General features: G+C 34.9%; 20 protein-coding genes and 3 tRNA genes. 10 read left to right on the forward strand and 13 right to left on the reverse strand.

Translation table 11 applies throughout. From position 1 onward, the window contains the following. Window positions 1-20: 20 nt before the first annotated feature. On the forward strand, window positions 21-560 hold the full coding sequence (locus ACP7AV_RS09335) for a YSC84-related protein (protein WP_426091728.1): 540 nt from the start codon (window positions 21-23) through the stop codon (window positions 558-560). 58 nt (window positions 561-618) lie between these two features. Here ACP7AV_RS09335 and ACP7AV_RS09340 read toward each other — a convergent pair whose 3' ends face one another. The 3 genes from ACP7AV_RS09340 to ACP7AV_RS09350 form a co-directional block, all read right to left on the reverse strand. Continuing rightward, entirely contained in the window at window positions 619-1104 is a 486-nt protein-coding gene (locus tag ACP7AV_RS09340; protein ID WP_426091729.1) for a hypothetical protein, read from the reverse strand. A 167-nt stretch (window positions 1105-1271) separates the two neighbouring features. Then, a complete protein-coding gene (locus ACP7AV_RS09345; protein ID WP_426091730.1) occupies window positions 1272-1676 on the reverse strand; it encodes a hypothetical protein in 405 nt (134 codons plus the stop codon). A 207-nt stretch (window positions 1677-1883) separates the two neighbouring features. After that, window positions 1884-2561, reverse strand: a complete 678-nt coding sequence (locus ACP7AV_RS09350; RefSeq protein ID WP_426091731.1) for a potassium channel family protein — start codon at window positions 2559-2561, stop codon at window positions 1884-1886. 467 nt (window positions 2562-3028) lie between these two features. Here ACP7AV_RS09350 and ACP7AV_RS09355 point away from each other — a divergent pair, with 467 nt between their 5' ends. Beyond that, window positions 3029-3937, forward strand: coding sequence for an SH3 domain-containing protein (locus ACP7AV_RS09355; RefSeq protein WP_426091732.1), 909 nt, complete (start codon window positions 3029-3031; stop codon window positions 3935-3937). Window positions 3938-4047: 110 nt separating this feature from the next. Here ACP7AV_RS09355 and ACP7AV_RS09360 read toward each other — a convergent pair whose 3' ends face one another. The 4 genes from ACP7AV_RS09360 to thrA form a co-directional block, all read right to left on the reverse strand. Further along, window positions 4048-5457 (reverse strand): hypothetical protein, encoded by a 1410-nt coding sequence (locus ACP7AV_RS09360; protein ID WP_426091733.1) that lies wholly within the window; start codon window positions 5455-5457, stop codon window positions 4048-4050. Window positions 5458-5922: 465 nt separating this feature from the next. Continuing rightward, window positions 5923-7212 carry a threonine synthase gene (gene thrC / locus ACP7AV_RS09365; protein WP_426091734.1) on the reverse strand — a complete coding sequence of 430 codons (1290 nt, stop codon included), beginning with the start codon at window positions 7210-7212 and terminating at the stop codon, window positions 5923-5925. Window positions 7213-7340: 128 nt separating this feature from the next. Further along, on the reverse strand, window positions 7341-8267 hold the full coding sequence (locus tag ACP7AV_RS09370) for a homoserine kinase (RefSeq protein ID WP_426091735.1): 927 nt from the start codon (window positions 8265-8267) through the stop codon (window positions 7341-7343). Between the two features lie 107 nt (window positions 8268-8374). Then, window positions 8375-10822, reverse strand: a complete 2448-nt coding sequence (gene thrA, locus ACP7AV_RS09375; protein ID WP_426091736.1) for a bifunctional aspartate kinase/homoserine dehydrogenase I — start codon at window positions 10820-10822, stop codon at window positions 8375-8377. A gap of 727 nt (window positions 10823-11549) precedes the next feature. Between thrA and hutH the strand changes: the two genes are divergently transcribed. From hutH to ACP7AV_RS09390, 3 genes are read left to right on the forward strand one after another with little or no spacing between them, the layout of a single operon-like run. After that, window positions 11550-13064, forward strand: a complete 1515-nt coding sequence (gene hutH / locus ACP7AV_RS09380) for a histidine ammonia-lyase (RefSeq protein ID WP_426091737.1) — start codon at window positions 11550-11552, stop codon at window positions 13062-13064. Between the two features lie 49 nt (window positions 13065-13113). After that, window positions 13114-13758, forward strand: a complete 645-nt coding sequence (locus ACP7AV_RS09385) for a DUF47 domain-containing protein (RefSeq protein ID WP_426063211.1) — start codon at window positions 13114-13116, stop codon at window positions 13756-13758. A gap of 30 nt (window positions 13759-13788) precedes the next feature. Further along, window positions 13789-15072, forward strand: a complete 1284-nt coding sequence (locus tag ACP7AV_RS09390; RefSeq protein ID WP_426091738.1) for an anion permease — start codon at window positions 13789-13791, stop codon at window positions 15070-15072. Window positions 15073-15141: 69 nt separating this feature from the next. Here ACP7AV_RS09390 and ACP7AV_RS09395 read toward each other — a convergent pair whose 3' ends face one another. From ACP7AV_RS09395 to ACP7AV_RS09410, 4 genes are all read right to left on the reverse strand, one after another. Next, complete coding sequence (locus ACP7AV_RS09395) at window positions 15142-15423, reverse strand: GNAT family N-acetyltransferase (RefSeq protein WP_426063209.1); 282 nt, start codon at window positions 15421-15423, stop codon at window positions 15142-15144. 43 nt (window positions 15424-15466) lie between these two features. Beyond that, complete coding sequence (locus ACP7AV_RS09400; protein WP_426063208.1) at window positions 15467-15982, reverse strand: DUF421 domain-containing protein; 516 nt, start codon at window positions 15980-15982, stop codon at window positions 15467-15469. 84 nt (window positions 15983-16066) lie between these two features. Beyond that, a complete protein-coding gene (gene rimK / locus ACP7AV_RS09405; RefSeq protein WP_426063207.1) occupies window positions 16067-17449 on the reverse strand; it encodes a 30S ribosomal protein S6--L-glutamate ligase in 1383 nt (460 codons plus the stop codon). A 137-nt stretch (window positions 17450-17586) separates the two neighbouring features. Then, a complete protein-coding gene (locus ACP7AV_RS09410; protein WP_426063206.1) occupies window positions 17587-20133 on the reverse strand; it encodes an ATP-dependent Clp protease ATP-binding subunit in 2547 nt (848 codons plus the stop codon). Between the two features lie 256 nt (window positions 20134-20389). On the opposite strand from ACP7AV_RS09410, the gene gyrA reads away from it, so the two are divergent. Together gyrA and ACP7AV_RS09420 are read left to right on the forward strand one after the other, a co-directional pair. Beyond that, complete coding sequence (gene gyrA / locus ACP7AV_RS09415; RefSeq protein ID WP_426091739.1) at window positions 20390-23038, forward strand: DNA gyrase subunit A; 2649 nt, start codon at window positions 20390-20392, stop codon at window positions 23036-23038. 46 nt (window positions 23039-23084) lie between these two features. After that, entirely contained in the window at window positions 23085-24353 is a 1269-nt protein-coding gene (locus ACP7AV_RS09420) for a tetratricopeptide repeat protein (protein WP_426091740.1), read from the forward strand. Window positions 24354-24405: 52 nt separating this feature from the next. Here the strand turns inward: ACP7AV_RS09420 and ACP7AV_RS09425 are convergent, their stop codons facing one another. Both ACP7AV_RS09425 and ACP7AV_RS09430 read right to left on the reverse strand, forming a co-directional pair. Further along, window positions 24406-25167: an NlpC/P60 family protein gene (locus tag ACP7AV_RS09425; RefSeq protein WP_426063203.1), complete on the reverse strand. Its 762-nt coding sequence runs from the start codon at window positions 25165-25167 to the stop codon at window positions 24406-24408. A 72-nt stretch (window positions 25168-25239) separates the two neighbouring features. After that, window positions 25240-26418: an acetyl-CoA C-acyltransferase gene (locus ACP7AV_RS09430; RefSeq protein WP_426091741.1), complete on the reverse strand. Its 1179-nt coding sequence runs from the start codon at window positions 26416-26418 to the stop codon at window positions 25240-25242. Window positions 26419-26646: 228 nt separating this feature from the next. On the opposite strand from ACP7AV_RS09430, the gene ACP7AV_RS09435 reads away from it, so the two are divergent. From ACP7AV_RS09435 to ACP7AV_RS09445, 3 genes are all read left to right on the forward strand, one after another. Then, window positions 26647-26730: transfer RNA gene (locus tag ACP7AV_RS09435), tRNA-Ser, on the forward strand. A gap of 19 nt (window positions 26731-26749) precedes the next feature. Next, window positions 26750-26824 (forward strand) — tRNA-Pro (locus ACP7AV_RS09440). Between the two features lie 22 nt (window positions 26825-26846). Then, window positions 26847-26920 (forward strand) — tRNA-Arg (locus ACP7AV_RS09445). The last annotated feature ends 6 nt before the right edge of the window (window positions 26921-26926 follow it).

Genomic DNA, 26926 nt, shown 5'->3' on the forward strand with positions numbered 1-26926 from the left:
CCAATTTAAAAGTTATAATTATGAAAAATCTAAATAGTATTTGGTTAATAATAATGGTTTGTGTTTTAAACACAGCATTAATATTTGGGCAAACGACCACGAAAAAGAATAAAATTATTGCTGATAGCGAGAGCGCAAAGACAGAATTTATCAAAAGTGATCCGTTGATGAAAGCACTTTTTGAAAAAGCATACGGTTATGTTATTTTTCCTAATGTGGGCAAAGGAGGATTTGGTATTGGAGGAGCAGCGGGCAACGGTGTCGTTTATGAACAGAACAAGCGAGCGGGTATGGCCAAGCTGTCGCAAGTGAGCATAGGATTTCAAGCGGGCGGACAAGCGTATCGGGAAGTGATATTTTTTGAGTCCAAAAACGAAATGGACCGTTTTAAAGAAAGCCGATTCGAGTTTTCGGCACAAGCCTCAGCAGTTGCGGCAACTGAAGGCGCTTCCGCAAATGTAAAATACACCAATGGAGTGATGGTCTTTACCATGCAAAAGGGAGGACTCATGTACGAGGCATCAGTTGGCGGACAAAAATTTAAGTTTAATAAAATGTGATAAAAACCAAAACGGCTGAAAAAATTTTCTCAGCCGTTTTGGTTTTTTAGTGAGTATATCATTTCTTTTTCTTCTCTAATACAATGTACTTTTTGAAGACATATTTCCAAGGCATGAAGAGTATCGGTATGATAATTCCAGAGAACATATACGCCATTTCTTCGGCTGGTAAACCTTTTAGCGTGCCTGCGGACCATAAAGGATATGCGACAACAATAAGCCAAAGTCCTTTGTAGAAAATCATAAAAAGCATAATTGGTAACATTCGCAAAGTATGGAATACTCCTAAAAGTGCCAATGTTGAATAAGCAGCCCAAGTACACCAAGCAACAGCTTTTATGGGGTCCCATGCACCTTCATGGGTAAGAATAAACGTCCAGGAATCTGTGGCAACAAAAACAAACATTAAGGCGAAAAACAGCCGCATCACATAAATATTGATTCTGCGAACCCCTTCGTAGTTTTCGTAGTCCGGAACAAAAATGTTTTTGATACTGAACTTGAATGGCTTTTGCTGTTGTGATACTTGCTCTATTGTGTTCATAGTTTTTCTATTAGGTTTTTATTGTAGAGCCAAGGTATAAAAAAAGCTACATCCTTTTGAGGCAGTAGCTTATTTTGATTTTTATCTCATTGTCTCATCGTTATGGGCACGGAAAAAATTTCCTCACCATTTAATCGATAGGAATTATGTTATTCCAAGCTATTAGGTTAGTGTTTTCTTTTAGGAGCACTTCTGGTATGAGGTCTAACATAAGTTCCATCTTTTCTTGTATATCCTTTTACGTGGACTGTTCCACCAGAAGAACTTCTTGTTGAAGGATTATTGTAATTTGTACTTGATGAATTAGACTTACTAGAATAATTAGAATTTGTTGGACTACTATATATAGGATTTATTGCCCAACCTTTATATTTTTTCCATTTGACTTTTCTGTGTTTTTTTGTCCCAGAAGATATATATGCACTATTGCCTTTTGGAATTACAACAATCGATTCGCTACCACTATTAGTATTTTCATAAATTGGGGTGTCTTCCTCAATATTTACAAAATAATAATTTGTAACACATGAAGTAAATAGGAAATACAACAAAACGAGTAATAGTTTTTTCATAATAGTTATTTTAAATAATTTATGTTTCTTGTTTATGCTATTCTTTTTTTTTGGGCATTGTGTACAACATTTTTAAGTTTTGCGGGATTATAAAAATTTACCAGAAAATCGCACAAGTATACAATTCTTTCATAAAGTTTAGAGAATTTAAAACGCAAAACAAACCCAATAATCAAGCAAAATAATTGATACCAGCCACTAACTTAATTATTTTTCAGATTCTATATTTTGTCTGTTATCAATTACAAACAAAGAAGCAACGAAAGCAGTAAATGTAATAAATAGCCCAACACCTGCAGTCATTAAAATAGTTGCAATTATCCTACCTTCGGTTGTAACTGGAAATTTATCTCCGTAGCCGACAGTTGTAATTGTAACATAAGCCCACCAAATTGCATCCTCAGCAGTTTTAATATTACTGTTTGGGTCGTTTTCAACTTGTAGAATTCCGATTGCTGAAAAGATTACCAATAATATTGCAGTAACAGAAACGGAAATAAATGCACCTTGAGCTTTATTTACAAAAATATGATCAACAACATTTTTTGTTGTTTTGAATGCTCTTACAATTCGTAATAATCGAATAAGTCGTAACAAACGTCCTGGACGTACAGCTTCAATCATTGGAATACATGAAATTAAATCAATCCACCCCCAACGCATGAACTTTATTTTGTTTTCTGCTTTTCTAAAACGAATACAAAATTCAACAAAGAAAAATATGCAAATTGAATAGTCAATATAATTTAATAAGAGAGAAGTTTCTGTAGGGAGAATACATAAAGAATCGACAATTAATGCACCTAAAACGTAAATTGATAAAATCAACACAATCAAATTTAAAAATGAAAGTTTCTCTAAGCTTTTGGGTGTTTCGTTTGTCATTTTATCGATTGTGGTAATTGGTTACTTGTATATATTCTTTGTAAAATATTCTAAATACACTAATATTTGGTTTAATTTGCACTACAATTTGTTTTTTTACGATCAGCAAAATTAATGATTTTACTTACAGAAAACTAATTTAGAATACAAAGAATCTCGACTGCGCTCAATTTTAAATTGCTTCAAATTATTTTCATAACAATAACCTAAAAAATCACTTCTTAGCTGTTTTTGTTTTTTAGAATAAATCCTAAAATCCATCATCAAAAACACTTTCTCTTCTTTCTAAATCTTAATGTGTAAACTCCCTTTTTCTTCAGGCTAAATAGTACTCCTTATTGCTGTTTGGTGCTGTTGTTTTTTAGAATTAGTTCAAAAAAAATCTAAAAAATAATGGTTTCCTGTGGTGCTTTCTTGGTTGTTTTTAGTATTTTGGCAGTAAAATCATTTATAATTAACTGATTAGTATGAAATATAGAGTCGCTACTCCGTCATTAAATCTAAGAGATTTTCCGGCAACGCAGGATAATTCCAAAATTTTACTACAAATACCTTTTAGACATACCGTTAAATTAATTGAAAAAACAGCTTCAGATTGGTGGAAAGTAAAACTTTTAAACACTGAAAAAGAGGGTTTTGTATTTTCAAAAGACATCGAGCTTGTCGATGAAACGAATCAAAAAAGTATGGATATCGAAGTACCCAATTTTGAACCGGATGCTAAAGCAAGTCTGGACAGTAAAGAGGAAACATACAAACCTATTGGTGATCCTTCAATTCCGTTTAGAGATTTAACAAGTCTGGACTCTAAACTGACATCAATTCGTAAGATAATTACTGCGCTAAATGTTTCAAAAAGTTTCCGGTATCAGAAAGACGCATCTGATACCTATTGTAATATTTATACTTTTGATTATTGTTTTTTTGCCAGGGTCTATATCCCCAGATTGAGATGGACTGATAAAGCAATCGAGCAACTGGAGAAAGGAAACGAAGTATCATTGGTTTTTGATGAAACGGTAAGGCCTTTTTATTCCAATTATATCTACGATTGGTTTTTGCAATCGGGAAGTGAGTTTGGTTGGGAAAGAATCGATGATGTTGATGAACTTCAAAAGAAAGTAAATGCTAATGGAGGAGTAGGAATCATCTGTGCCAAAAGATTTATCCTGAATAAATCAGGACATATTGTAGTGGTTGTTCCGGAAACGGATACTGATAAAGCCTTTAGGAAAGACGGCAAAGTCATTTATCCGTTGCAATCGCAAGCAGGAGCGGATAATTACAATTATTTTTCAGAAATCAGAAAAGATTGGTGGGACAATAAAGATCCGGAAAAAGGATATGCGGCTGCTATCTTTTATTATCATGATTAGCTTTAAAAAAAAACGTATAAATAAATACCCTTCTTGCGGGCTGATTGTCAGCAAGAAAGGTAGTTATATAGAGCTTATTCTAAAAGATAACTTGCATTTGTGATGCATGCTTATTTTTTAATTAGTAAAGAACTACAAAAGCCTTTTTCATAATAGGTAGTGTGTAAACTGCTGAATATTTGATCGTAAATTTCTAAAGGATCATTCGATTCTATCGTAATAGACAATATGTTTTCTAAAAGGCCGATGAATTTTGATGGTACATGCGTTTCTTTGCCGTGGATAATAGATTCGTAGACAAAGTTATTCCATTCCAAATCGCAAATAGGATTTTCGATTTCGTTTAACAAGGCATGATCCATAATAAAAACAAGAAAATTCAAAACCTCTTGTAAGTGCTTTTCATCGAAATAATCAAATATTCGAAATTCAATGCCATGATTTTTGTGCTTGTGAAAATTGATGTCTAGCCCAATTTTATCAATTTTTTCATAATCCGATATTTCAGAATAACGATTTACCCACCACAGCGGATTATCATGCATCGGATGTTCGTCAAAATTCATCTGGACGATTTTCCCTGTTTTCATCACATTGGTGTCATAAGTTCCTACCCCAATGTATCTCGACATGGCACATCGTTGTGATGCTTTTGTTAAATTAACGCTGCTGTCATTGTGCGATAAATAATCAGAAGAACCGAATTTTATCATAAATAATGGACTCAACCATTGGAATAATCGAATTGCTCTCTGGTGTTTTTTTATAAAACCTATTTTGTCTTTAATTTCACCATCTTTATTTAACTCAGTAGGAATAGTTAAATTGAAGTGATAGGTCATATTATTAAAAACAGAATAATTAGTGTTGTTTGAAATAAATATCGCAAAAGGATGGTTTGTAGAACATATTTTTATGGCGCCATATTCCGCAAATATTTTATCTTTATCAAAGGCGCTTTGTAAGTTGTTTATGAAACCTTGCTTTATTGTTGCCAGTTCAGCAATGGCCGAGTCAATATCTGTTTTGTAAAATTTTTGCGTAACAAATTCAACTGTGTCACCGTCAAAAATAAATTCTTTTTGAAGCTCGTCTATAAAATAAGGATTGTTTTTTTGTAATATTTCAAAGATACTTTCCCCTAAATATTCAGGATTTGGTTCATTATCTATGGGATCAAAAGTCTTATGCTGGTTGTTGATGTCCGTTTTTGTAAACGAATGGGAGTTCATCAGTACGGGTAAATAATATTCTTTATCGGATAATATTTTTAGTAATGAATTCTGGTAAATGTTTTCTTTGTAATTCTTAAAGTGATTAACACTATACTTTTCATGAAGTCCTTTAGTCAGTAAAAAATCTTTGTCCACGACACGGTGGTTTTCAAACTCTAAATAACATTCATTTTCGATTCCCACGCCCCAATACAAATCATTTGACTTATATTGATTCCTGTAATCTTTGTGCTTATCCAATAATTCAATTTCAAAACTAACAGCATTCATGCTATGATCCGTCATAAACTTTTTTCTCCTTCTTTTAATAAATTATGTTGATATGGGATGCTACTTTATCAGGTAGTTTTTTTGAAGTATTTTTAATCTGCTGATTTTAAGTTAAGATTCAAACAGCTTCTCAAATACTTAGTTGTTTTTTTGATGCGGTTCAGGTTTATTTTTTCGCTTGTAAAAGACCTGATAGAGACAACTCAATTTTTTTGCAAATTTACGTTTAATTTAAATCATATTCAAGCTATTTTTTCAAATCTGGAATTTTATTTTTTTGTGGTAGAAAGTATTGTTTTGCTTCACTGTAAAATACTCATAATTATACATTTAAAAGGGAAGTGTAAAGTGGTCGTAAAATTGTTTTTTTGTTCCAAAATAAAAGTTTACGACCACTTTATAACTAGACTTATTTAGACACAAAAAAAAACGACTAATATTGGATTTTTAGTCGTTTTCTATTTGTTAAAACAGGTATTTTTATCCTAAAAAAGCTTTCAATTCCTCATACGTTTTAATTTTTACGCTCACTTTTTCTTTTCCCAATACGCTTTCAATTTGTGTAGGAATCGGCAGTTTTACCTTTAATGTTGGTTCGACGGTGTCTAAAAACTTAATTGGGTGAGCAGTTTCTAAGAAAATACCAATCGCATTTGGGTGGTTTTGTAATTCTTTTTTCAATCCCAAATAACCAACTGCTCCGTGCGGTTCTGTGATGTAACCGTCGGTATTGTAAATGGTTTTCATGGCTTCAATCGTTTCTGCATCAGAGAACGTAAACGAAGAAAAATCTTTTTTGAGTTGTTCCAAATCATTTTGGTACATTTCCTGAATTCGGATAAAATTACTTGGATTCCCCACATCCATCGCATTCGAAATTGTAGCTTTGGAAGGTTTTGGATCATAAATTCCGTTTTCTAGAAATCGGGGGACCGTATCATTTACGTTCGTAGCCGCAACAAAATGTTCAATTGGCAATCCCATCTTTTTTGCAATAATACCCGCGCAAATATTTCCGAAATTCCCACTTGGGCATGAGAAAACTATCGGTTTGTTTTGTTTCTTCAATTCTTTATACGCAAAAAAGAAGTAAAACATTTGTGGCAACCAACGCGTAATATTTATCGAATTTGCCGAAGTCAGGTTTTTATGCTTTAGACTTTCGTCCATGAACGCTTTTTTGACCATCTCCTGACAATCATCAAAAACACCATCCACTTCAAGCGCTTTTATATTCTGTCCTAAAGTGGTCAATTGTCGTTCCTGAATATTGCTCACTTTTCCAGATGGATAAAGTATAATCACTTCTACACCTTTTACGCCAAGAAAACCACTGGCCACAGCACCGCCAGTATCGCCCGAAGTCGCTACAAGAACCGTGTTTTTGCTGTCTTTGTTGTCTTTATTGAAATAACCCAAACAACGCGACATGAATCTAGCGCCTACATCTTTGAAAGCCATCGTCGGGCCGTGAAACAATTCAAGGGAATAAACACCTTTTTCCACTTCAACCATCGGGAAATCAAAACACAACGTTTCGGCAATGATTTGTTTTAAAGTTGTTTTCGGAATTTCGTCGCCCACAAATTGTTGAATCGCTTCAAAAGCAATTTCTTCATTGCTCATATTTTCTATAGTTTCAAAAAAAGCAGGAGGTAAAGGTATTATCGTTTCCGGAAAATACAATCCTTTATCGGTTGCCAATCCTTGTAATACGGCTTCTTTAAAAGAAACTTTAGGTGCGTTATGGTTTAAACTGTAATATTTCATTGTGAGTAGTAATTGTAGAATCCGCATCCCAACCCTCTCCACAGGGAAGGGAAACGAAACTGGATTTAGAATGTATTTATTGTAATTTTAAAATCGCTGTGTTTTTTCTTTTATTCCCTTTTCGGGGGTTAGGGGGCTATTATTTTCATTCCTTCATCATTCACCTTAGAAACGTGAATTTCATACGGTAAATTCATTTCGTCGTACACGGCACTCATGGCTTTTGCGATTTTATCAGCAGTTTCCTTTCCTTTGCTTAAAGCAAAAATAGAGGGACCTGAACCCGAAATCCCAGAACCCAAAGCTCCGTTTTCTAAAGCAGTTTGCTTGATTAGATCAAATCCGGGAATCAAAACACTTCGCAGTGGTTCCACGATTTCGTCATGCAGAGAACGCCCGATTAAGTCATAATCTTTGGTGTACAATCCGGCAATCAGTCCGCCCACATTTCCCCATTGTATAATAGCACTTTTCAAGGAAACCGTTTGCTTCAATACCGAACGCGCATCCGAAGTTTTCAATTCAATTTGCGGATGAACCACGGTGGCATACAATTCAGATGGGCTTTCAATTTTTATAATATCTAATGGATTATAACTTCTTACTAAAGTAAATCCACCCAAAAGAGCAGGAGCGACGTTATCGGCATGGGCGTTTCCACTGGCTAGCTTTTCGCCTTGCATGGCAAATTGCACCAATTCTTTTCTTGTAAATGGACGTCCCAATAATTCATTGATTCCAAAAACAGCTCCAGCTGAACTGGCAGCACTACTGCCAATTCCACTTCCGGCTTTGATGTGTTTGTAGATTTCGATTTCAAAACCAAATTCCGTTTCAATGGCTTCCAACATCGCTAAAGCAGATACACCAGCTACATTTTTTTCGGTTTCCAAAGGCAAGTCGGTACCCACAATTTTAGTGATACGAATCCCTTTAATATTTGATTTTCGAATAATCATTTCGTCACCTGCAGTTTCTAAACACAGTCCGAGGACATCAAATCCGCAGGAAAGATTGGCTATCGTAGCAGGACAAAATATTTTTATTTCATTCATAATAGTAGTCTTAAAGTCTAAAGTCATAAAGTGGTAAAGTCGTAGAAATGAAAATAAAATCAAGTTGCTATCTTTCAAACTTTACGACATTTGACCTTACGACATATTTATAGGTTTCCAATTCTGATTACATCAGCAAATATTCCTGAAGCCGTTACTGCAGCTCCCGCACCAGCGCCTTTTATTAATAAAGGTTGGTCCACATAACGGTCCGTAAAGAATAGTACAATATTGTCTTTTCCTTCCAGATTATAAAAAGGATGGTCTTTCGGAATAAATCTTAAACCAACATTTGCTTTTCCGTTTTCGAATTGCGCGACGTATTTTAGTCTGGATTCTTTGCTTAACGCTTCTTTATAGATAGTTTCAAAATGTGTTGCATGTTTTTTCAGTGATTCGAAGAAAGCTTCATTTGAAGTAGTATCTAGACATTCTGCCGGCATAAAAGATTCATTGACAATTTCATCGATTTCCATTTTGTATCCACTTTCTCTGATCAGGATCAATATCTTTCTGGCAACGTCAATTCCGCTTAAATCAATCTTAGGATCCGGTTCTGTAAATCCTTGTACTCCTGCTTCTTTTACGACATCATAAAAAGTATTGTTTTCGTCAAAATTATTAAAGATAAAATTCAAACTTCCTGATAAAACAGCTTGAATTTTATTCACTTTATCACCTGAGGCAATCAGATTTTTTACGGTATCAATAATTGGTAATCCAGCACCAACGTTGGTTTCAAACAGGAACGGAGCGTTAAATTGTCTGGATAATTTTTTTAATTTTTTATAATTATCGTACTCCGAAGCACAAGCAATTTTGTTACAAGTTACTACGGCAATATTGCGTTTTAAATACTGTTCGTAGGTTTTGGATACACTTTCATTCGCCGTAATATCAACGAAAATGCTGTTTCGTAAATTGAGTTCTTTTACATTTGCAATGAACTTTTCTTTATCAGCTGGTTCTCCGGTTTCTAGTAAAAATTGCCACTCTTTTAAAGCGATTCCATCCTCATCAAAATACATTTTTCTGGAATTGGACAAAGCAATAACGCGTAGGTTTATTTTCAGATTGTGTTTAAGGAATTTTTTTTGTTGGTGAATTTGCTCGATGAATTTCTCTCCCACATTTCCAACGCCCATCACAAATAGGTTTAACTGTTTCGTATTTTCTTCAAAAAAGTTTTCGTGTAAAGTATTTAGTGCTTTCTTAACGTCTCTTTCATTGATAACCGCCGAAATATTTCTTTCGGATGCACCTTGAGCAATCGCTCTGATGTTGACGTTATTTTTACCCAAAGTGCTAAACATTCTTCCGCTTAAACCTTGATGATTTTTCATGTTTTCGCCAACCAAAGCAATGATGCACAGGTTTTTTTCAACAATACAGGGATCAATTTTATTTTGTAAAATCTCTACTTCGAAAGCTTTGTTGATGGCATCTTCAGCCACATCAGCATCCGAATTTAAAATTCCAATGCAAATTGAATGTTCCGATGAAGCCTGAGTAATAAAAATAACATTAATATTTTTATGTGATAATACTTCAAAAAGTCTTTTAGATGAACCTGTAACACCAATCATTCCTGATCCTTCAAGTGTAATCAAAGTTATATTATCGATATGACTAATTCCTTTTACAGGGTTAGTGTGAGCCATTTCCTGATTTGAAATATAAGTTCCTTCGGCTTCCGGTTCGAAAGTATTTTTAATGAGAATTGGAATATTCTTTCTTAATACCGGTTGAATGGTTGGCGGGTATAAAACTTTGGCACCAAAATGCGACAACTCCATTGCTTCCTGATAAGAAATGAAAGCAATAGATTGTGCTTGTTTTACAATTTTTGGATTTGCAGTGTACATTCCGTTTACATCAGTCCAGATTTCTAAGTCATTTGCATCGAGAGCTCCGGCAAGAATAGCAGCTGTATAATCCGATCCTCCGCGACCTAAAGTAGTGTTTATGCCGTCAAGTGAAGCGGCTATAAATCCCGGAATAACTACCACCTGATTTTCATTCGAAGCAAAGAAATCAGCAATTAATTGGTTCGAAACTTCAAAATTTACGGTTGCTTTTCCGAAATGATTATCGGTTTTTATCAATTCGCGACTGTCTTTATAACCGCTATTTTTTAGATTTTGTTTTAAAGCTTCTGCTACAATGTAAGAAGACAATAATTCGCCAAAACTCAAAATAGTATCTGAAGTTCTGGGAGATAATTCGCCTAAAAGGTAACATCCGTCCAGTAAGGTTTCCAGATGATTGATGATTCTTTTGATGTGGCTCAAAAGACTGCTTTGTTCGCTAACGGGAATAAGTTCTTTTAGAGCATCTAGATGTTTTTTCTCAATATCGGCAAGAATATTTTTGAAGCTTTCGTCACCTGCAGCCGCGTTTTGGGAAGCAAGTTGAAGCAAATCAGTAACTTTGCTAAAAGCAGAAACCACAACGATTAATTTTTCCTCTCTAGCTTTATTACTAACAAGGGTTAAAACCAGTTTTATATTTTGTGCATTGGCAACCGAAGTTCCGCCAAATTTTAATACTTTCATAACGAAGTTATTTATTTTTTATGCACCTGTGAATCGCCATTTTCGTGATTAATAGAATGTGGGCGATGTATTGGTGTGTGTTATTTTTTATGAAAAAGGTAATGCTTATTATACATCCAAAGACTGCCTTTCTTTCGAAAAAAAATATAATAAAATAGGATTATATGTAAAATGTTTACCCCAAAGGGGTGATTGTAGTTGTTGTAGTAAACGTAACATTAGCGCTAACCCAGATTTGAGTTGTTATAGAGGAGTGATATGTAGCTTTGTTGTTTACCATTTTGATATTTCAAAAATACGAATTTTTATAAAAGACAAATCATTCAATCATGTTTTTGCGAATATTTGAAAATAATAGATGCTATTCGAGGATTGTTAAATATTGTATGATTTGCGAAGGCGGTAATGGAGTTATTCGTATAAATCTTCAGATTTTTCGAATAATGTTCACGGTTACCGCATAATTTTATTAGAGATTATGAATGCAAATCGGCCCTTGTTTTTTTAAAGTGATCAAATTTACTTTTCTCTTGTTGAAAAAAAGTTCACTTTTCGTCATAAAGGGAGGATTATGTGACAATTATAAAATGCTGCATTGTAAGTCGCATAAAAATATTTGCATAAAATCAAATTTTTGGTTTTGTTTAACTGTAAGTTTAAATTATTGGCAATAAATGTTGTGTAATTATAAAGATTTATTCAATTTTACCTTTCAAACACCTTCAAAATGGACAATACGCATTATATTAGTAATCAATTGCTTAGCCTGGAAACATTGACTGAAATTGTTTCGCATCATAAATTACTGGCTTTGTCAGATGAGGCGAAAATAAATATTCAAAAATGTCGCGATTATTTAGACAAAAAAATGGCTTCGCATTCGGATCCTATTTATGGGATCAATACAGGTTTTGGATCGCTTTGTAATGTGAAAATATCCAAGGAGAATTTATCAAAACTACAGGAAAATTTAGTAAAATCACATTCTTGCGGAACGGGGGAGGAAGTGCCAACCGAAATTGTAAAATTGATGTTGTTGCTCAAAATCCAGTCGCTGAGTTATGGACATTCGGGAATTCAATTGCAAACGGTCGAGCGATTGATTGCATTTTATAATAATAATATTCTGCCGGTAATTTATACACAAGGTTCATTGGGAGCTTCGGGAGATTTAGCGCCTTTAGCACATTTATCACTACCGTTATTGGGAGAAGGCGATGTTTATTTTGGAGGGAAAAAAGTCCATTCCAGCGAAGTTTTGAAACATTTTGATTGGGAACCGATTGTTTTGCAGTCAAAAGAAGGATTGGCTTTGTTGAATGGAACGCAATTTATGACTGCTTATGGCGTGCATATTTTGATGAAAGTGAGCAAATTTTCTTATTTGGCTGATTTGATAGGAACAATTTCACTTGAAGGTTTTGATGGGAGAATTGAACCTTACAACGAATTGATTCATTTTATCAGACCTCACAAAGGACAAATTGTAACAGCCAATCGCATAAAAGGATTTTTGGAAGGAAGTCAAATTATTGAACAGCCCAAAAATCATGTGCAGGATCCGTATTCGTTCCGATGCATGCCGCAAGTTCATGGCGCTTCTAAAGATGCGATTGATTATGTCAAAAAAGTATTCAAAACAGAAATCAATTCAGTAACAGATAATCCTAATATTTTTACAGAAAGCGACCAAATTATTTCCGGAGGGAATTTTCATGGGCAACCATTGGCTTTGGCTTTAGATTTTATGGCAATCGCTTTGGCCGAATTAGGAAGTATTTCTGAGCGAAGAACCTATCAATTGATTTCAGGAAATCGAAATCTTCCGGCATTTTTGGTGGATAATCCCGGTTTGAATTCTGGTTTGATGATTCCACAATACACTGCCGCCAGCATTGCCAGCCAAAACAAGCAACTGGCAACTCCCGCCAGTGTCGATAGCATTGTTTCCAGCAACGGACAGGAAGATCACGTCAGTATGGGCGCAAATGCCGCTACGAAAGCATTACGTGTTTTGGATAATCTGGAACGCATTTTAGCGATCGAGTTAATGAATGCTTCGCAAGCCATTGAATATCGAAGACCATTGCTATCAAGTGATTTTATTGAAATGTTTTTACAAGCGTATCGCGAAGAAGTACCTTTGATTAAAGAAGACCGAATTTTGCATTATGATATCGAAAAGACAGTTTCTTTTTTGAACACTTTTCAAATAGAAAATAATTTGTTAACAATAGCTTAACATTAGCAGGTAATAATGAAGTAATTTTGCAAAACTAAATTTTAATGAAATGAACATAAATAATTTTTTCCAATTTTTGGTTCCTAAAGACAAAAAGTTCTTTCCACTTTTTGAAGAAGCGTCAAGTAATTTAATTGAAATTGCTACAAATTTGCATGAAGCTGTAAACCTTCCTTTAAAAGAACGTGAAGTTCTTTTTCAGAAAATTGATGTTTTAGAGCAAAAAGGGGAGGATATAACGCGTCAAACCAACCTTGAGTTGAGTAGAAATTTTATTACTCCATTTGACAGAGAAGATATTTACTCATTAATAAGTTCGATAGACAACGTTGCCGGTAATCTTCATGGTGCAGCCAGTAGAATGCGATTGTACCAAGTGGATAAAATTACAAAATCTATCAGAAAACTGACCGAAATTAATCTTGAAGCTTGTCAGAACATTGATGTCGCGATAAGAGAATTGAGAGATTTGAAAAAAATGAAGAACATCACTGATGCTTGTCTTCGAATTAATAAGTTGGAAAATAAATCAGATAACGTTTATGATAAAGCAGTTCTTGATTTATTCGAAAATGAAACTGATGCTAAAAACATTATCAAATACAAAGAAGTATTGTCAGTTTTAGAAACTGCAACGGATAAATGTAAAAGTGTAGCGAGTGTTTTAGAATCAATTTCTGTAAAACATTCTTAATTCAATCACTTTTCTTCTGAAATTATAATTATGGAATTTACTCTACTTATAGTTATTATAGTTCTGGCATTGATCTTTGATTACATTAATGGTTTTCATGATGCTGCCAATGCTATAGCAACGGTCGTTGCCACAAAAGTATTAAGTCCTTTTCAGGCAGTTGTGTGGGCAGCTTTTTTTAATTTTTTGGCTTATTGGGTTTTCGGTTTTGGAGTAGCGGATACTGTTGCGAAAACAGCTAACACGATGGATATCAATTTAGTTGTGATTCTAGCAGGTGTTATTGCTGCAATTATTTGGAATTTATTTACTTGGTGGCAGGGAATTCCTTCAAGTTCGTCCCATACTTTAATAGGCGGATTTGCCGGAGCAGCAATTGCTCATGCAGGTTTTGGTGTTGTTTCTTGGTACAAAGAAGGAAAAGATGGTGGCATGCCTTCAGGAGTTTTAATCATTGTTGCTTTTATTATTTTAGCACCCTTGTTAGGAGCTTTAATTTCTTATTTAATCTCGATTTGGTTGCTTAATGCTTCTAAAAAGAGCATTTATCCAAAGATTTTCACAGCTTCTTTAATGATTTTGACAATCTGGTTTGTAGAAAGCCAGATGATATATTACGATCAAATCACAAAACCACGTTTCGACTCCCATTTTTGGAGTGTCGCGTTAGAAGCACATAATATAAAATGGTTTTTAGTTGCATTTATTGTTCTTTCCATCAGCACATTCTGTTTGATATTTAGTAGTTTAAATTTAAATCAAGCAACGGCATGGCTGAAAAAAATGCAATTGCTATCTTCTGCAGCTTTTAGTTTAGGACACGGTGGAAATGACTCCCAAAAAGTGATGGGTATCATCGCCGCAGCGGTTGCTGTTTATATTAATACAAGTGGTGTTGCCCAAGAAGCATTGCCTAGTTGGTTAGATGTGGTGTTGCCAAATGATGAAGGTGCCTTCAAAATGCCGACTTGGATTCCGCTAGCGTGTTATTCTGCAATTGCAGCTGGAACATTAAGTGGTGGCTGGAAAATCGTAAAGACGATGGGTTCAAAAATCACAAAAGTAACTTCTTTTGAAGGTGTTGCCGCAGAAACTGCCGGCGCACTGACCTTATATTTTACGGAGCATTTTAAAGTGCCTGTAAGTACAACACATACGATTACCGGATCTATCATTGGAGTAGGACTTACTAAAAGAGTTTCTGCAGTACGCTGGGGAATGACGGTAAGCTTATTGTGGGCATGGGTTTTGACCATTCCAATTTCAGCAATATTAGCTGCAATCATTTATTATACTTTCAGTATTTTTATTTAATATGTGAATACCATCCATAAAAAAACCATTCTTCAGGAATGGTTTTTTTATGCACTAAAATTAAGTTGGCTAAAACTGGAGATCTTGAATTTCTTTTGTTTTATCAAATATGCTTTTCGCAAATGAACATGTGGGCACAATTTTAAAATTGTTTTCTCGAGCGTATTGTGCGGCTTGTAATACCAGTTTTTTGCCCACATTTTGTCCCGAAAAATCAGGATTTACTTCGGTGTGGTCAATGATAAATTTATCGGTTCCCGACCAAGTATATGTCATTCTTCCGACTTCTACTTGATTGACAACCGCTTTAAAATGGCCATTTTTAGTTTCGTTTAAATGTTCAATTGTCATAAATTTATAATTTAATTTGTTACTATTTCAAAGGGAGGTATGATTAATTTATTCCACTTAAACTTTTGTGAATGTGTTTTCGTTTGTGATAGGTTTGTTTTAAATTTTGATTGCCGGAGATAATGCTGATGTTGCCATCTATTTCAAGCATTGCGAGTTTTACATCTTTAAAATATTCGATTCCATGTTCGCGCATGGCTTCTTTCAATTCATCAGAAGAAATGTTTAATTTACTTAATGTTTTAAAATCCAAATTTCCGTCATGGATTAAGATTTCTGGTTTTTCTTGCATGAAATCACTGAATTTGGGGTACTTAAACATCAATTTCTTTAAAATAAAATTAGTGATAAATAGGACTGAAGCTGCGGCCAAACCTCCCCATAAACTGGTGTTGTTTCCAACCATTGCATTTTGAACGGCGTTGCTGATGAGCAGAATCAATATTACATCAGCGGTGTTCAGCTGTGACAATTCTTTCTTGCCAAAAAGACGTAATGCAATAACCATAAAAAAATAAACGGCACTACTACGGAGAATTATCACTAAATACTCGTTCATTTTTTTAGGTTTAATATATTTTTAAAAAGTACTACAAGGACAATAATTCAATATATTGTATTTATAGTGATGCAGAATTATTGGTTATTTCAACTCAGTTTTTTGTTTGAAATTTTTTTCAATTGCTTTGATCATTTCTCCGGCTATGTCTTTATTTGTAGCTCCTTCAATTCCTTCTAATCCCGGTGATGAATTTACTTCCAGCAATAATGGTCCTTTAGCGGAACGAATAATATCAACGCCAGCTACTTTCAAGTCCATTGCTTTCGTTGCTTTGATCGCAATCCGTTTTTCCTCTGCAGTAACTTTTATGACAGATGCCGTTCCTCCAAGATGGATGTTGGCTCTAAATTCGCCTGGCATCGCTTCGCGCTGAATGGCAGCCACTACTTTTCCGTCAATTACAAAACAACGAATATCTTTTCCGTTGGCTTCCTTGATGAATTCCTGAACTAATATATTGGCATTTAAACTTTTGAAAGCATTGATAACGCTTTCTGCGGCTTTTTTTGTTTCGGCTAAAACGACACCCTTTCCTTGAGTTCCTTCCAATAATTTTACGATTAAAGGAGAACCACCTACCATTTTTATTAAATCATCGGTATCCAAAGGCGAATTAGCAAAACCAGTCGTAGGAATTTCTACACCGTGATTTAGCAGTAATTGCAAAGAATATAATTTATCGCGTGATTGCGTAATGGCGTTCGATGAATTTAAACAATATACTTTTAAGGCTTCAAATTGTCTCGTCAAAGCGCAACCGTAAAAGGTAATACTTGGTCTGATTCTAGGAATGATGGCGTCAAATTGATTTAATATCTTACCTCCACGATAATGGATTTCAGGTGTTTTTGCATCCAGTTTCATATAACATTCCTTGATGTTTAAGAAATGCATTTCATGGCCTCGCATTTCTCCAGCTTCCATGATTCGCTTGTTGCTGTACAATTCAGGATTACTGGCTAGAAGCCCTATGCGTAAACCGGATGTCGCTTTTTCAGAATTTTTATATAATTCTTTTAAAGTATCTGTTGTAGGTTGTCCTAAAAGATATTTTTGTTCCGGATCCACTAAAACTCTTCCACTCATTGCTTCACGACCCAAAAGCATTCTGAAACCCATAGAATCTCGATTAGTCAGTGTCATTTCTATTGGCCACTGTGAATTTCCAATTTGTAGATTTGTTTGAATAACATAGCGTTGCTCTCTAAAACCACTGGAACTTTTCACAATACGTTTATCAATTAAAGCTGCTTCACAATGAATTACCGTTTTTTGATTATTTTGTATCGGATTAATGTCAAATTTTACCCAGTTGCTCTCATTTTTTATAAATGGAGCGATGTTGATAGCGTGTAAAGCTGATGTTTTTGCACCCGAATCCACTCGGGCTTTTATCGTGGGAATTCCTAATTCAGGAAAAGAACACCATTCTTCACTACCTAGAATAACTTTATTATCTGACATAAAACAATTTTAATTAACCTTTTTTATAAAGACCAAATGTAAATATTTGTTTTCAAAAAAAGTGTGTTAATCGTAAAGAATAAACCCGCTATGTTATAAAAACGTAACGGGTTTACATTATATATTCCTACCAGAATTTAAAGGTTGGTAGGCTCTCCGGCTTTGTGAACCTTAACTGTTAATTCTTGTGCACCATCTTCTATATCCATGAAAATCTCATCTCCAATTGTAATTTTTGAAGTAATAATTTCCTCAGCCAGCGTGTCTTCAACATATTTCTGAATGGCTCTTTTTAATGGCCTTGCGCCAAATTGCCTATCGAAACCTTTATCCGCAATAAAAGCTTTGGCTTTGTCAGAAAGATTCAATTGATAGCCTAATTCTGCTACTCGAGCATATAGTTTTTTCAATTCAATTTCAATAATCAAATCAATATCATGTTTTTCTAAAGCATTGAACACAATTACATCGTCAATTCTATTTAAGAATTCTGGCGCAAAAGTTTTTTTCAATGCATTTTCAATGATACTTTTTGAATTATCATCTGCCTGAGCCACTTTGGCAGCAGTGCCAAAACCAACACCTTGTCCAAAGTCTTTTAATTGTCTGGCTCCAACATTTGAAGTCATGATAATTATAGTGTTTTTGAAATCAATTTTTCTACCTAAACTGTCTGTTAAATAACCATCATCCAAAACTTGCAACAACATGTTGAAAACATCAGGATGCGCTTTTTCTATCTCATCTAACAATACAACGCAATATGGTTTTCTGCGAACTTTTTCCGTTAGCTGTCCACCTTCTTCATATCCTACATATCCTGGAGGCGCTCCAACTAAACGAGAAATTGCAAATTTTTCCATGTATTCACTCATGTCAATACGAATTAAGGCGTCTTCAGAATCAAATAATTCCTTCGCCAGAACTTTTGCTAATTGGGTTTTACCAACACCGGTTTGTCCCAAGAAGATGAAAGAACCAATTGGACGATTCGGATCTTTTAATCCCGCACGATTTCTTTGTATCGAACGAGCAATTTTCATTACTGCTTCTTTTTGTCCAATAACCTTCCCTTCAATTAGTTCTGGAAGTTTAGCTAGTTTGTTACTTTCTGTTTGAGCAATACGATTTACGGGAATCCCGCTCATCATAGAAACTACATCGGCTACATTGTCTTCTGTAACTTCTATTCGATTATTTTTAGCATCTTCTTCCCATTGTTCCTGAGCAACAGCTAAATCTTTTTCAATGCGTTTTTCATCGTCACGAAGTTTTGCGGCCTCTTCGTATTTTTGTTTTTTCACCACAACATTCTTCAATTCACGTACGTCTTCTAATTGACGTTCGAGATCTAAAATTTGTTTTGGAACTTCAATATTGGTAATGTGAACTCTAGAACCTGCTTCGTCTAATGCATCAATCGCTTTGTCTGGCAAGAAACGTTCAGACATATATCTGTCCGTTAGTTTAACACAAGCCTCTATTGCTTCTTGTGAGTAGGTAACATTGTGATGGTCTTCGTATTTGTTTTTGATGTTGTTCAAAATAGTTATTGTTTCGGAAACTGATGTAGGTTCCACAATTATCTTTTGAAAACGTCTTTCTAATGCACCATCTTTTTCTATGTATTGTCTGTATTCATCTAATGTTGTGGCACCAATACATTGAATCTCTCCGCGAGCTAACGCAGGTTTAAACATATTAGAAGCATCAAGTGAGCCTGTTGCGCCACCGGCACCCACAATCGTGTGAATTTCATCTATGAAAAGAATGATATCGTCATTTTTTTCCAATTCGTTCATCACCGCTTTCATGCGCTCTTCAAACTGTCCACGGTATTTAGTACCTGCAACAAGACTGGCTAAATCTAAAGTAACCACACGTTTATTAAATAAAGTACGTGATACCTTTTTCTGGATTATACGTAAGGCTAAACCTTCGGCGATAGCTGATTTCCCCACTCCTGGTTCCCCAATAAGTAATGGATTGTTCTTTTTTCGACGGCTCAAAATTTGAGAAACACGTTCAATTTCTTTCTCGCGTCCTACTACAGGGTCAAGTTTTCCTTCTTCGGCCATTTCTGTTAAATCTCTTCCAAAATTATCTAAAACAGGAGTCTTCGATTTTTTATTGGATTTATTGGCTGGATTATTGAAAGTTCCTTCTTTTAGACTGTCATCTTGTCCTGAATCGTCATTGTATGATTCGTTTCGGGGCAAATTTTCTATAAAATTTTCTTCGTTTGGAGTCATGTTTAAATATTGTTCTTTAGCAACGTCATAATCGATTTTCAGTTTATTCAGTAGCTTGGTTGTTGGATCGTTTTCGTTTCTTAATATGCACAATAATAAATGCGCGGTGCTAATGGACGAACTTTGAAATACTTTAGCTTCTAGGAAAGTGGTTTTCAATGCTCGTTCTGCTTGTCGTGTTAAGTGTAAGTTTTTCTTTTCAACATTTACTTCCAAGCTTGGACTCGCTGGGCTCAGGATTTCCACTTTTCGACGTAAGTAATCTAAATCAACATCCAGGTTGTTCAATATTTGAATTGCTTTTCCGTTTCCGTCTCTTAAAATGCCTAACATTAAGTGTTCCGTGCCTATAAAGTCATGCCCTAATCGCAAGGCTTCTTCTTTGCTGTAAGTAATAACGTCTTTTACTCTTGGTGAAAAATTATCATCCATAATATATATTTGATATCGTAAATTTAGTGAATTAATGATAGAGGAACAAAAACCATTCCCATAAGAAGTCATGTCAGCTAAGAGACAAAAATAATCATAATATAATAGTTAATTTTCCCTTAAATTATTAACTAAAAACGAAGTTTAATTTGTTAATAAATCATTGAAATAAGTATTTTAAAATTAGTTTAAAAATTTCAAAAAAGCGTATATTGGCACGTTTTGAAACTAATATAATTATTTAATATAACAACCTATGTCTGAAGGAGAAAAGTTAATTCCTATTAACATTGAAGATGAAATGAAAACAGCTTACATTGATTATTCGATGTCAGTAATTGTATCAAGAGCACTTCCAGATGTCAGAGATGGCTTGAAACCAGTACATCGAAGAGTACTTTATGGAATGCATGATTTAGGAGTAAACTCCAGATCTGCCCATAAAAAGTCCGCAAGAATTGTCGGGGAAGTTCTTGGAAAATATCACCCACACGGTGATACCTCTGTTTATGATGCCATGGTTCGTATGGCACAAGAATGGAGTATGCGTTATTTATTGATTGACGGTCAAGGTAATTTTGGTTCCGTGGATGGGGATAGTCCTGCAGCAATGCGTTATACGGAGGCTAGAATGCGTAAAATTTCGGAAGAAATCTTGGCGGATATAGATAAAGAAACTGTTGATTTTAAATTAAATTTTGATGATACTTTAGAAGAGCCAACAGTTATGCCAACGCGTGTTCCTACCTTATTAATAAATGGGGCAACAGGAATTGCAGTGGGTATGGCTACAAATATGCCTCCTCACAACTTAACCGAGGTAATCAACGGTACGTTAGCCTTCATGGATAATAATGATATTGAGATTGATGAGTTGATGACGCATATCAAAGCCCCCGATTTTCCTACAGGTGGTATTATATATGGATATGAAGGCGTTCGTGAAGCATTCAAAACAGGTAGAGGACGTATTGTAATGCGTGCCAAAGTAGGTTTTGAAGAAGTGGACGGAAGAGAATGTATTATTGTTACCGAAATTCCTTATCAAGTTAATAAGGCCGATATGATTAAGCGTACGGCTGATTTGGTTAATGATAAAAAAATTGATGGAATTGCGAATATCCGAGATGAATCGGATAGAAACGGGATGCGTATCGTTTATATTTTAAAACGTGATGCTACGCCAAACGTAGTTTTAAATACACTTTATAAATTTACACAATTACAGTCTTCTTTCAGTGTAAACAATATTGCAATTGTAAAAGGGCGTCCGCAAATGTTGAATCTGAAAGATCTGATTCATTATTTTATAGAGCACCGTCATGATGTGGTGACTCGCAGAACGCAATTTGAATTGAAAAAAGCGGAAGCTAGAGCACATATATTAGAAGGTTTGATTATCGCTTCGGATAATATTGACGAAGTAATTGCTTTAATCAAAGCTTCAAAAAGTACCGAAGAAGCAAGAGAAAAATTAATCGAAAGGTTCAATTTATCCGATATTCAATCTCGTGCAATTGTTGAAATGCGTTTGCGTCAATTAACAGGTCTTGAACAAGATAAGTTAAGAACAGAATACGAGGAAATCATGAAGTTAATCGAGCATTTAAAAGCTTTATTAGCAGATGTAAACTTAAGAATAGCCTTGATTAAAGAAGAACTAACGGAAATTCGTGATAAATATGGCGATGAACGTCGTTCTGTTATTGAATATTCAGGAGGAGATGTAAGTATTGAAGATTTAATTGCCGATGAAAATGTAGTTATCACGATTTCTCATGCAGGATATATTAAGCGTACGAACCTTACAGAGTACAAAACTCAGAATAGAGGAGGAGTTGGACAAAAAAGCGCTGGTACAAGAGATCAGGATTTCTTGGAGCACATGTTTGTGGCAACGAATCACCAATACATGATGTTCTTTACCCAAAAAGGAAAATGTTTCTGGATGCGCGTTTATGAAATACCAGAAGGAAGTAAAACGGCTAAAGGTAGAGCGATTCAGAACTTAGTTAATATTGAAAGCGACGATAAAGTAAAAGCATTTATTTGTACCCAAGATTTAAAAGATCAAGATTACATCAAAAGTCACAACCTTATTATGGTAACTAAAAAAGGTCAGGTTAAGAAAACTTCTTTAGAGAAATATTCTAAACCGAGAGTTAATGGTGTTGCTGCAATTACTATAAAAGAAGGCGATGAATTATTGGAAGCGAAATTAACTAATGGTGAAAGTCAAATTATCTTGGCACTTAAATCTGGGAAATTAGTTCGTTTTGAAGAAACAAAAACCCGTCCTATGGGAAGAACAGCTTCTGGAGTACGTGGAATTACTCTTAAAGATGAAACAGACGAAGTTATTGGCATGGTTACTGTTGATAAGGAAAATATTAACGATTCACAAATTTTAGTTGTAACTGAAAATGGATATGGTAAACGTACCAAATTAGTCGATGAAGATGGTGAAGATGTTTATAGAATTACTAATCGAGGAGGAAAGGGTGTGAAAACACTTAACATTACAGAAAAAACCGGAAAACTTATTTCGATTAATGCAGTTACTGATGCTGATGATTTGATGATTATCAATAAATCTGGATTAACAATCAGAATGGCTATTGAAGATTTGCGTGTAATGGGACGAGCAACCCAAGGAGTTAAATTGATAAATCTAAAAGGTAAAGATTCGATTGCTGCAGTAACTAAAGTAATGAAAGACGATGTTGCAGAAGTGGTCGTTGACGAAGAAGGTAATGTCATAGAAACAGAAGCTATCGAAAGAGTGAAGCCTATTTTAGAAGTTCTTGAAGATGAAGGTGCAGATGAAGATGATGAAGAAGATGATTCTGAACAAGAGGAAGTTGATGACGAGGCTGAAGGTGACGACGAAGATGATCAAGCATAAATAAAAATAGATAACAAGAATAATTATAAAACAAACTTAGAATATTATGAAAAGTAAATATGTATTACTAGCATCAGCGTTATTGATATCAGTAGCTACTTTTGCTCAAAAAGATCAAATAAAAGCTGCTGAAAAATTATTAAAAGGAGGTAAATCGCAGGAAGCAGCAACCATCTTGATGGAAGCAGAGTCGTTACTATCTAATGCGACAGATGCTGAGAAAGCTCAATTTTTCTTTTTAAAAGGAAATGCCTTATTAGATTTGGCAAACAAAAATGTTGATGCAAACACGAATCTTTCGCTTGCAGCAAAAGCTTATCAAGATTTAATTGCTGCCGAAAAAACTTCTGGAAAAGCTAAATTTTCAACACAGGCAGCTGCTTCAATTACTGATATTAAATTTAAATTGATTAACGGTGCAATTGCTGATTCAAAATTGGACAAGCATTCAGATAGTGCTAAAAAATTATCTGACGCTTATTTGCTAGATAAGAAAGACACAATCAATTTGTATTACGCAGCTTCTACTTATGTTAATGCAAAAGAATATGACAAAGCGCTTGAATTGTATGATAATTTAAAAACGCTGAACTATTCCGGCAAAGGGACGAGTTATTTTGCTGTTAATAAATTAACTACTCAAGAAGATTTTTTTACTACTGCTCAAGAAAGAGACAGAATGGTGAAACTTGGAACGCATGAAAAGCCAAGAACTGAAGTTGTGCCATCTAAAAGAGGAGAAATTTATAAAAATATGGCTTTAATTTTAGTTGAAAAAGGTAAAACGGAGGAAGCTAAAAAAGCAATCTCTGAAGCGAGATTGGCAAATCCGGAAGACACATCTTTGACTTTGACAGAAGCTAATCTTTATTTAGAAACGAAAGATTATGAAATGTATAAAAAATTAATCGCTGAAGTTTTGCAAAAAAATCCAAATGATGCGGATTTGATTTTTAACTTGGGAGTATTAAGTGCAAATGCAAAAAATGTAGCAGATGCTGAAAAATATTACAAAAGAGTTATTGAAATTAATCCAAAATATATCAATGGTTACATCAATCTTGCTGCAATGAAGTTAGAGAATGAAAAAGCAATTATTGACGAAATGAACAAATTGGGGACTTCTGCAAAGGATATGAAACGTTACGATGAATTGAAAAAGAAAAGAGAAGAGCTTTTTAAAGCAACAATTCCTTATCTTGAAAAAGCGGTTGAATTAGATCCTAAAAACGTAGATGTTTCTAAAACTCTTTTAGGCGTTTACAGCGCGTTAGAAATGACTGCGCAATACAAAGCATTAAAAGCAAAAATGTAAAATTTGCTTTTGAAATGTACAAAAAAACCTGTCTATATTTAGACAGGTTTTTTTATACTATTTTTTTAATGACTCTCAATTTGTGTGTATGCTTGTTTGTTTCAGCATTAAATATTCCTAAATGATCCAAGCGGTCTATCCGAACTTTTCCACTGGCGTGAATGATATAATTGTCGGCCATTATAATTCCAACATGAATGATGTTGCCTTCTTCATTATCAAAAAAAGCTAAATCTCCAGGTTCGCTCTCTTCAATAAAACTTAAGGCTTCTCCTTGCGTTGATTGTTGCGAAGCATCTCTCAGCAATTTGTAGCCATTGAGTTTGTATACCATTTGAGTAAATCCGGAACAATCTATACCAAAAGGAGTTTTTCCTCCCCAAAGATAAGGAGCATTCAAATACATAAAGGCTGTATTTAGTAGGCTTTCTTTAGTTTTCTCGCCGCTGGTTTTAGTTCCTTCAAAGTCAAAATTTGAAATATTTATCTCATTGTGATTTATAAACGATATCGAAGAACCAAGCGGAATCGGTATCAACAAACTATTTGGTGTCGTGATATATTCTATTAAATCGGCATTTAAAATTATGGCCTCGTTCGATAATTGATTAAAATTGGCTTCGGAAATCAGTTGTAATTGTTTTGAATCTATCCATCCTTCGTAACCGTCATATTGCATTCTGATTTTAGACCACTGCTTTAGTTGTTCTAAAATTTCAAAATGTTCACCAAATAAAACTTGAGAAACGGTTTCGCTTCTGTCATTAGGTTCAATTCTAAGTGGGATTATGGCTAGATTACAAATTCCGAACATTTAGATTCTTTTATGAGTTAAGAATTAAGAGTTATAAGTTTTTTAAGCCGATAACTCTTAAAATATAATTATTTAAGCTCTTTCAATTACAATTGCTGATGCACCTCCGCCACCATTGCAAATTGCGGCAGCACCGATTTTAGCATTGTTTTGTTCTAAAACATTTAATAATGTAACGATGATTCTGACTCCGGAACAACCTAGAGGATGACCTAAAGATACGGCACCACCATTTACATTTACGTTGCTGTCACTTAAACCCAAAATTTTTGAATTAGCTAAACCTACAACAGCAAATGCTTCATTGAATTCAAAATAATCCACATCATTGATTGTTATTCCAGCTTTTTCCAATGCTTTTGGAATCGCTTTTGAAGGGCTTGTAGTAAACCATTTTGGCTCCTGCGCCGCATCAGCATATCCGTTGATATACGCCAATGGTTTTAGTCCTAAAGCGATTGCTTTTTCTTCACTCATCAAGATTACTGCTGCTGCACCATCATTTATTGTTGATGCATTGGCTGCGGTTACAGTTCCATCTTTTGTAAAAACGGCGTTTAGTGAGGGTATTTTATCTAATTTTACATTAGTGAATTCTTCATCTTTGGAAACTATGATAGGATCCCCTTTTCTTTGTGGAACAGGAACAGGAACTATTTCATTGTCGAATTTTCCCGAATCCCATGCTTTTGCGCTACGCTCATACGATTGAATTGCGAAGTTGTCTTGGTCTTCACGCGTAAAGTTATATTCTGATGCACATAAGTCCGCACACACTCCCATAGCGCTGTTATCATAGGCATCAGTAAGTCCGTCTTTCTGCATTCCATCAATCATGGTTGCGGGGCCAAATTTAGTTCCGTTTCTCAAATGCATGTAATGTGGAATCAAACTCATGTTTTCCATTCCACCAGCAACCACAATTTCGGCATCGCCACATTGAATAGCTTGCGCACCCAGCATAACTGCTTTCATCCCGGAAGCGCAAACTTTATTTATTGTGGTGCAGGCAACCGTATTCGGTAAACCGGCAAATATAGCAGCTTGTCTGGCAGGAGCCTGTCCTACACCAGCTTGAACTACGTTACCCATAAATACTTCATCAATCAAATTTGGATCTAAATTTATTCTATCCAAAGCGCCTTTAATAGCTATTGCGCCTAATCTTGGAGCGGTAACTGTAGACAGTCCCCCCATAAAACTTCCGATAGGTGTTCTAACGGCAGAAACGATAACAACTCTTTTGTTCATGACTTTCATAATGTTAGTTTATGTAGCAAATTTAATCTTTTTTAAACAATTTCATATTTTGATGTTCAGATTATCTTTTTTAAATTTATTTTTATTCTATATGTTTGATTGTGAAGCTTTTTTATAAAAATGATGAAAAAGATTAAAAAAAAGAAGTAAAATAGTTGTGAGAAGTGTAAAGATGTCTTATTTTTGCAACCGCAAAACAGGTCACGTTTCCTTGAGCTTGGAGGGGTGCCAGAGTGGTAATGGAGCAGTTTGCTAAACTGTCATCGAGCAATCGGTGCCAGGGTTCGAGTCCCTGTCCCTCCGCTGTTATAATTTTGTTTTTCGGGGTGTAGCGTAGCTCGGTTATCGCGCCTGCTTTGGGAGCAGGAGGCCGCAGGTTCGAATCCTGCCACCCCGACTGAATTTTTTACATGAGCAATGGAGGCATAGCTCAGCTGGATAGAGCACCTGCCTTCTAAGCAGGCGGTCGAAGGTTCGAATCCTTCTGCCTTCACAACAA

It is taken from the genome of Flavobacterium sp. DSR3-2 (assembly GCF_049896525.1).
Taxonomy (GTDB): domain Bacteria; phylum Bacteroidota; class Bacteroidia; order Flavobacteriales; family Flavobacteriaceae; genus Flavobacterium.

Bases quoted from the DNA above. Each gene is read 5' to 3' on its own strand.
- ACP7AV_RS09360 (WP_426091733.1), bottom strand. From the start codon at position 5,457: ATGACGGATCATAGCATGAATGCTGTTAGTTTTGAAATTGAATTATTG.
- gyrA (WP_426091739.1), top strand. From the start codon at position 20,390: ATGTCTGAAGGAGAAAAGTTAATTCCTATTAACATTGAAGATGAAATG.
- ACP7AV_RS09340 (WP_426091729.1), bottom strand. From the start codon at position 1,104: ATGAACACAATAGAGCAAGTATCACAACAGCAAAAGCCATTCAAGTTC.
- ACP7AV_RS09420 (WP_426091740.1), top strand. From the start codon at position 23,085: ATGAAAAGTAAATATGTATTACTAGCATCAGCGTTATTGATATCAGTA.
- rimK (WP_426063207.1), bottom strand. From the start codon at position 17,449: ATGTCAGATAATAAAGTTATTCTAGGTAGTGAAGAATGGTGTTCTTTT.
- ACP7AV_RS09355 (WP_426091732.1), top strand. From the start codon at position 3,029: ATGAAATATAGAGTCGCTACTCCGTCATTAAATCTAAGAGATTTTCCG.
- hutH (WP_426091737.1), top strand. From the start codon at position 11,550: ATGGACAATACGCATTATATTAGTAATCAATTGCTTAGCCTGGAAACA.
- thrC (WP_426091734.1), bottom strand. From the start codon at position 7,212: ATGAAATATTACAGTTTAAACCATAACGCACCTAAAGTTTCTTTTAAA.
- ACP7AV_RS09395 (WP_426063209.1), bottom strand. From the start codon at position 15,423: ATGACAATTGAACATTTAAACGAAACTAAAAATGGCCATTTTAAAGCG.
- ACP7AV_RS09335 (WP_426091728.1), top strand. From the start codon at position 21: ATGAAAAATCTAAATAGTATTTGGTTAATAATAATGGTTTGTGTTTTA.
- ACP7AV_RS09430 (WP_426091741.1), bottom strand. From the start codon at position 26,418: ATGAACAAAAGAGTTGTTATCGTTTCTGCCGTTAGAACACCTATCGGA.
- ACP7AV_RS09385 (WP_426063211.1), top strand. From the start codon at position 13,114: ATGAACATAAATAATTTTTTCCAATTTTTGGTTCCTAAAGACAAAAAG.
- ACP7AV_RS09350 (WP_426091731.1), bottom strand. From the start codon at position 2,561: ATGACAAACGAAACACCCAAAAGCTTAGAGAAACTTTCATTTTTAAAT.
- ACP7AV_RS09345 (WP_426091730.1), bottom strand. From the start codon at position 1,676: ATGAAAAAACTATTACTCGTTTTGTTGTATTTCCTATTTACTTCATGT.
- ACP7AV_RS09400 (WP_426063208.1), bottom strand. From the start codon at position 15,982: ATGAACGAGTATTTAGTGATAATTCTCCGTAGTAGTGCCGTTTATTTT.
- ACP7AV_RS09425 (WP_426063203.1), bottom strand. From the start codon at position 25,167: ATGTTCGGAATTTGTAATCTAGCCATAATCCCACTTAGAATTGAACCT.
- ACP7AV_RS09410 (WP_426063206.1), bottom strand. From the start codon at position 20,133: ATGGATGATAATTTTTCACCAAGAGTAAAAGACGTTATTACTTACAGC.
- ACP7AV_RS09370 (WP_426091735.1), bottom strand. From the start codon at position 8,267: ATGAATGAAATAAAAATATTTTGTCCTGCTACGATAGCCAATCTTTCC.
- ACP7AV_RS09390 (WP_426091738.1), top strand. From the start codon at position 13,789: ATGGAATTTACTCTACTTATAGTTATTATAGTTCTGGCATTGATCTTT.
- thrA (WP_426091736.1), bottom strand. From the start codon at position 10,822: ATGAAAGTATTAAAATTTGGCGGAACTTCGGTTGCCAATGCACAAAAT.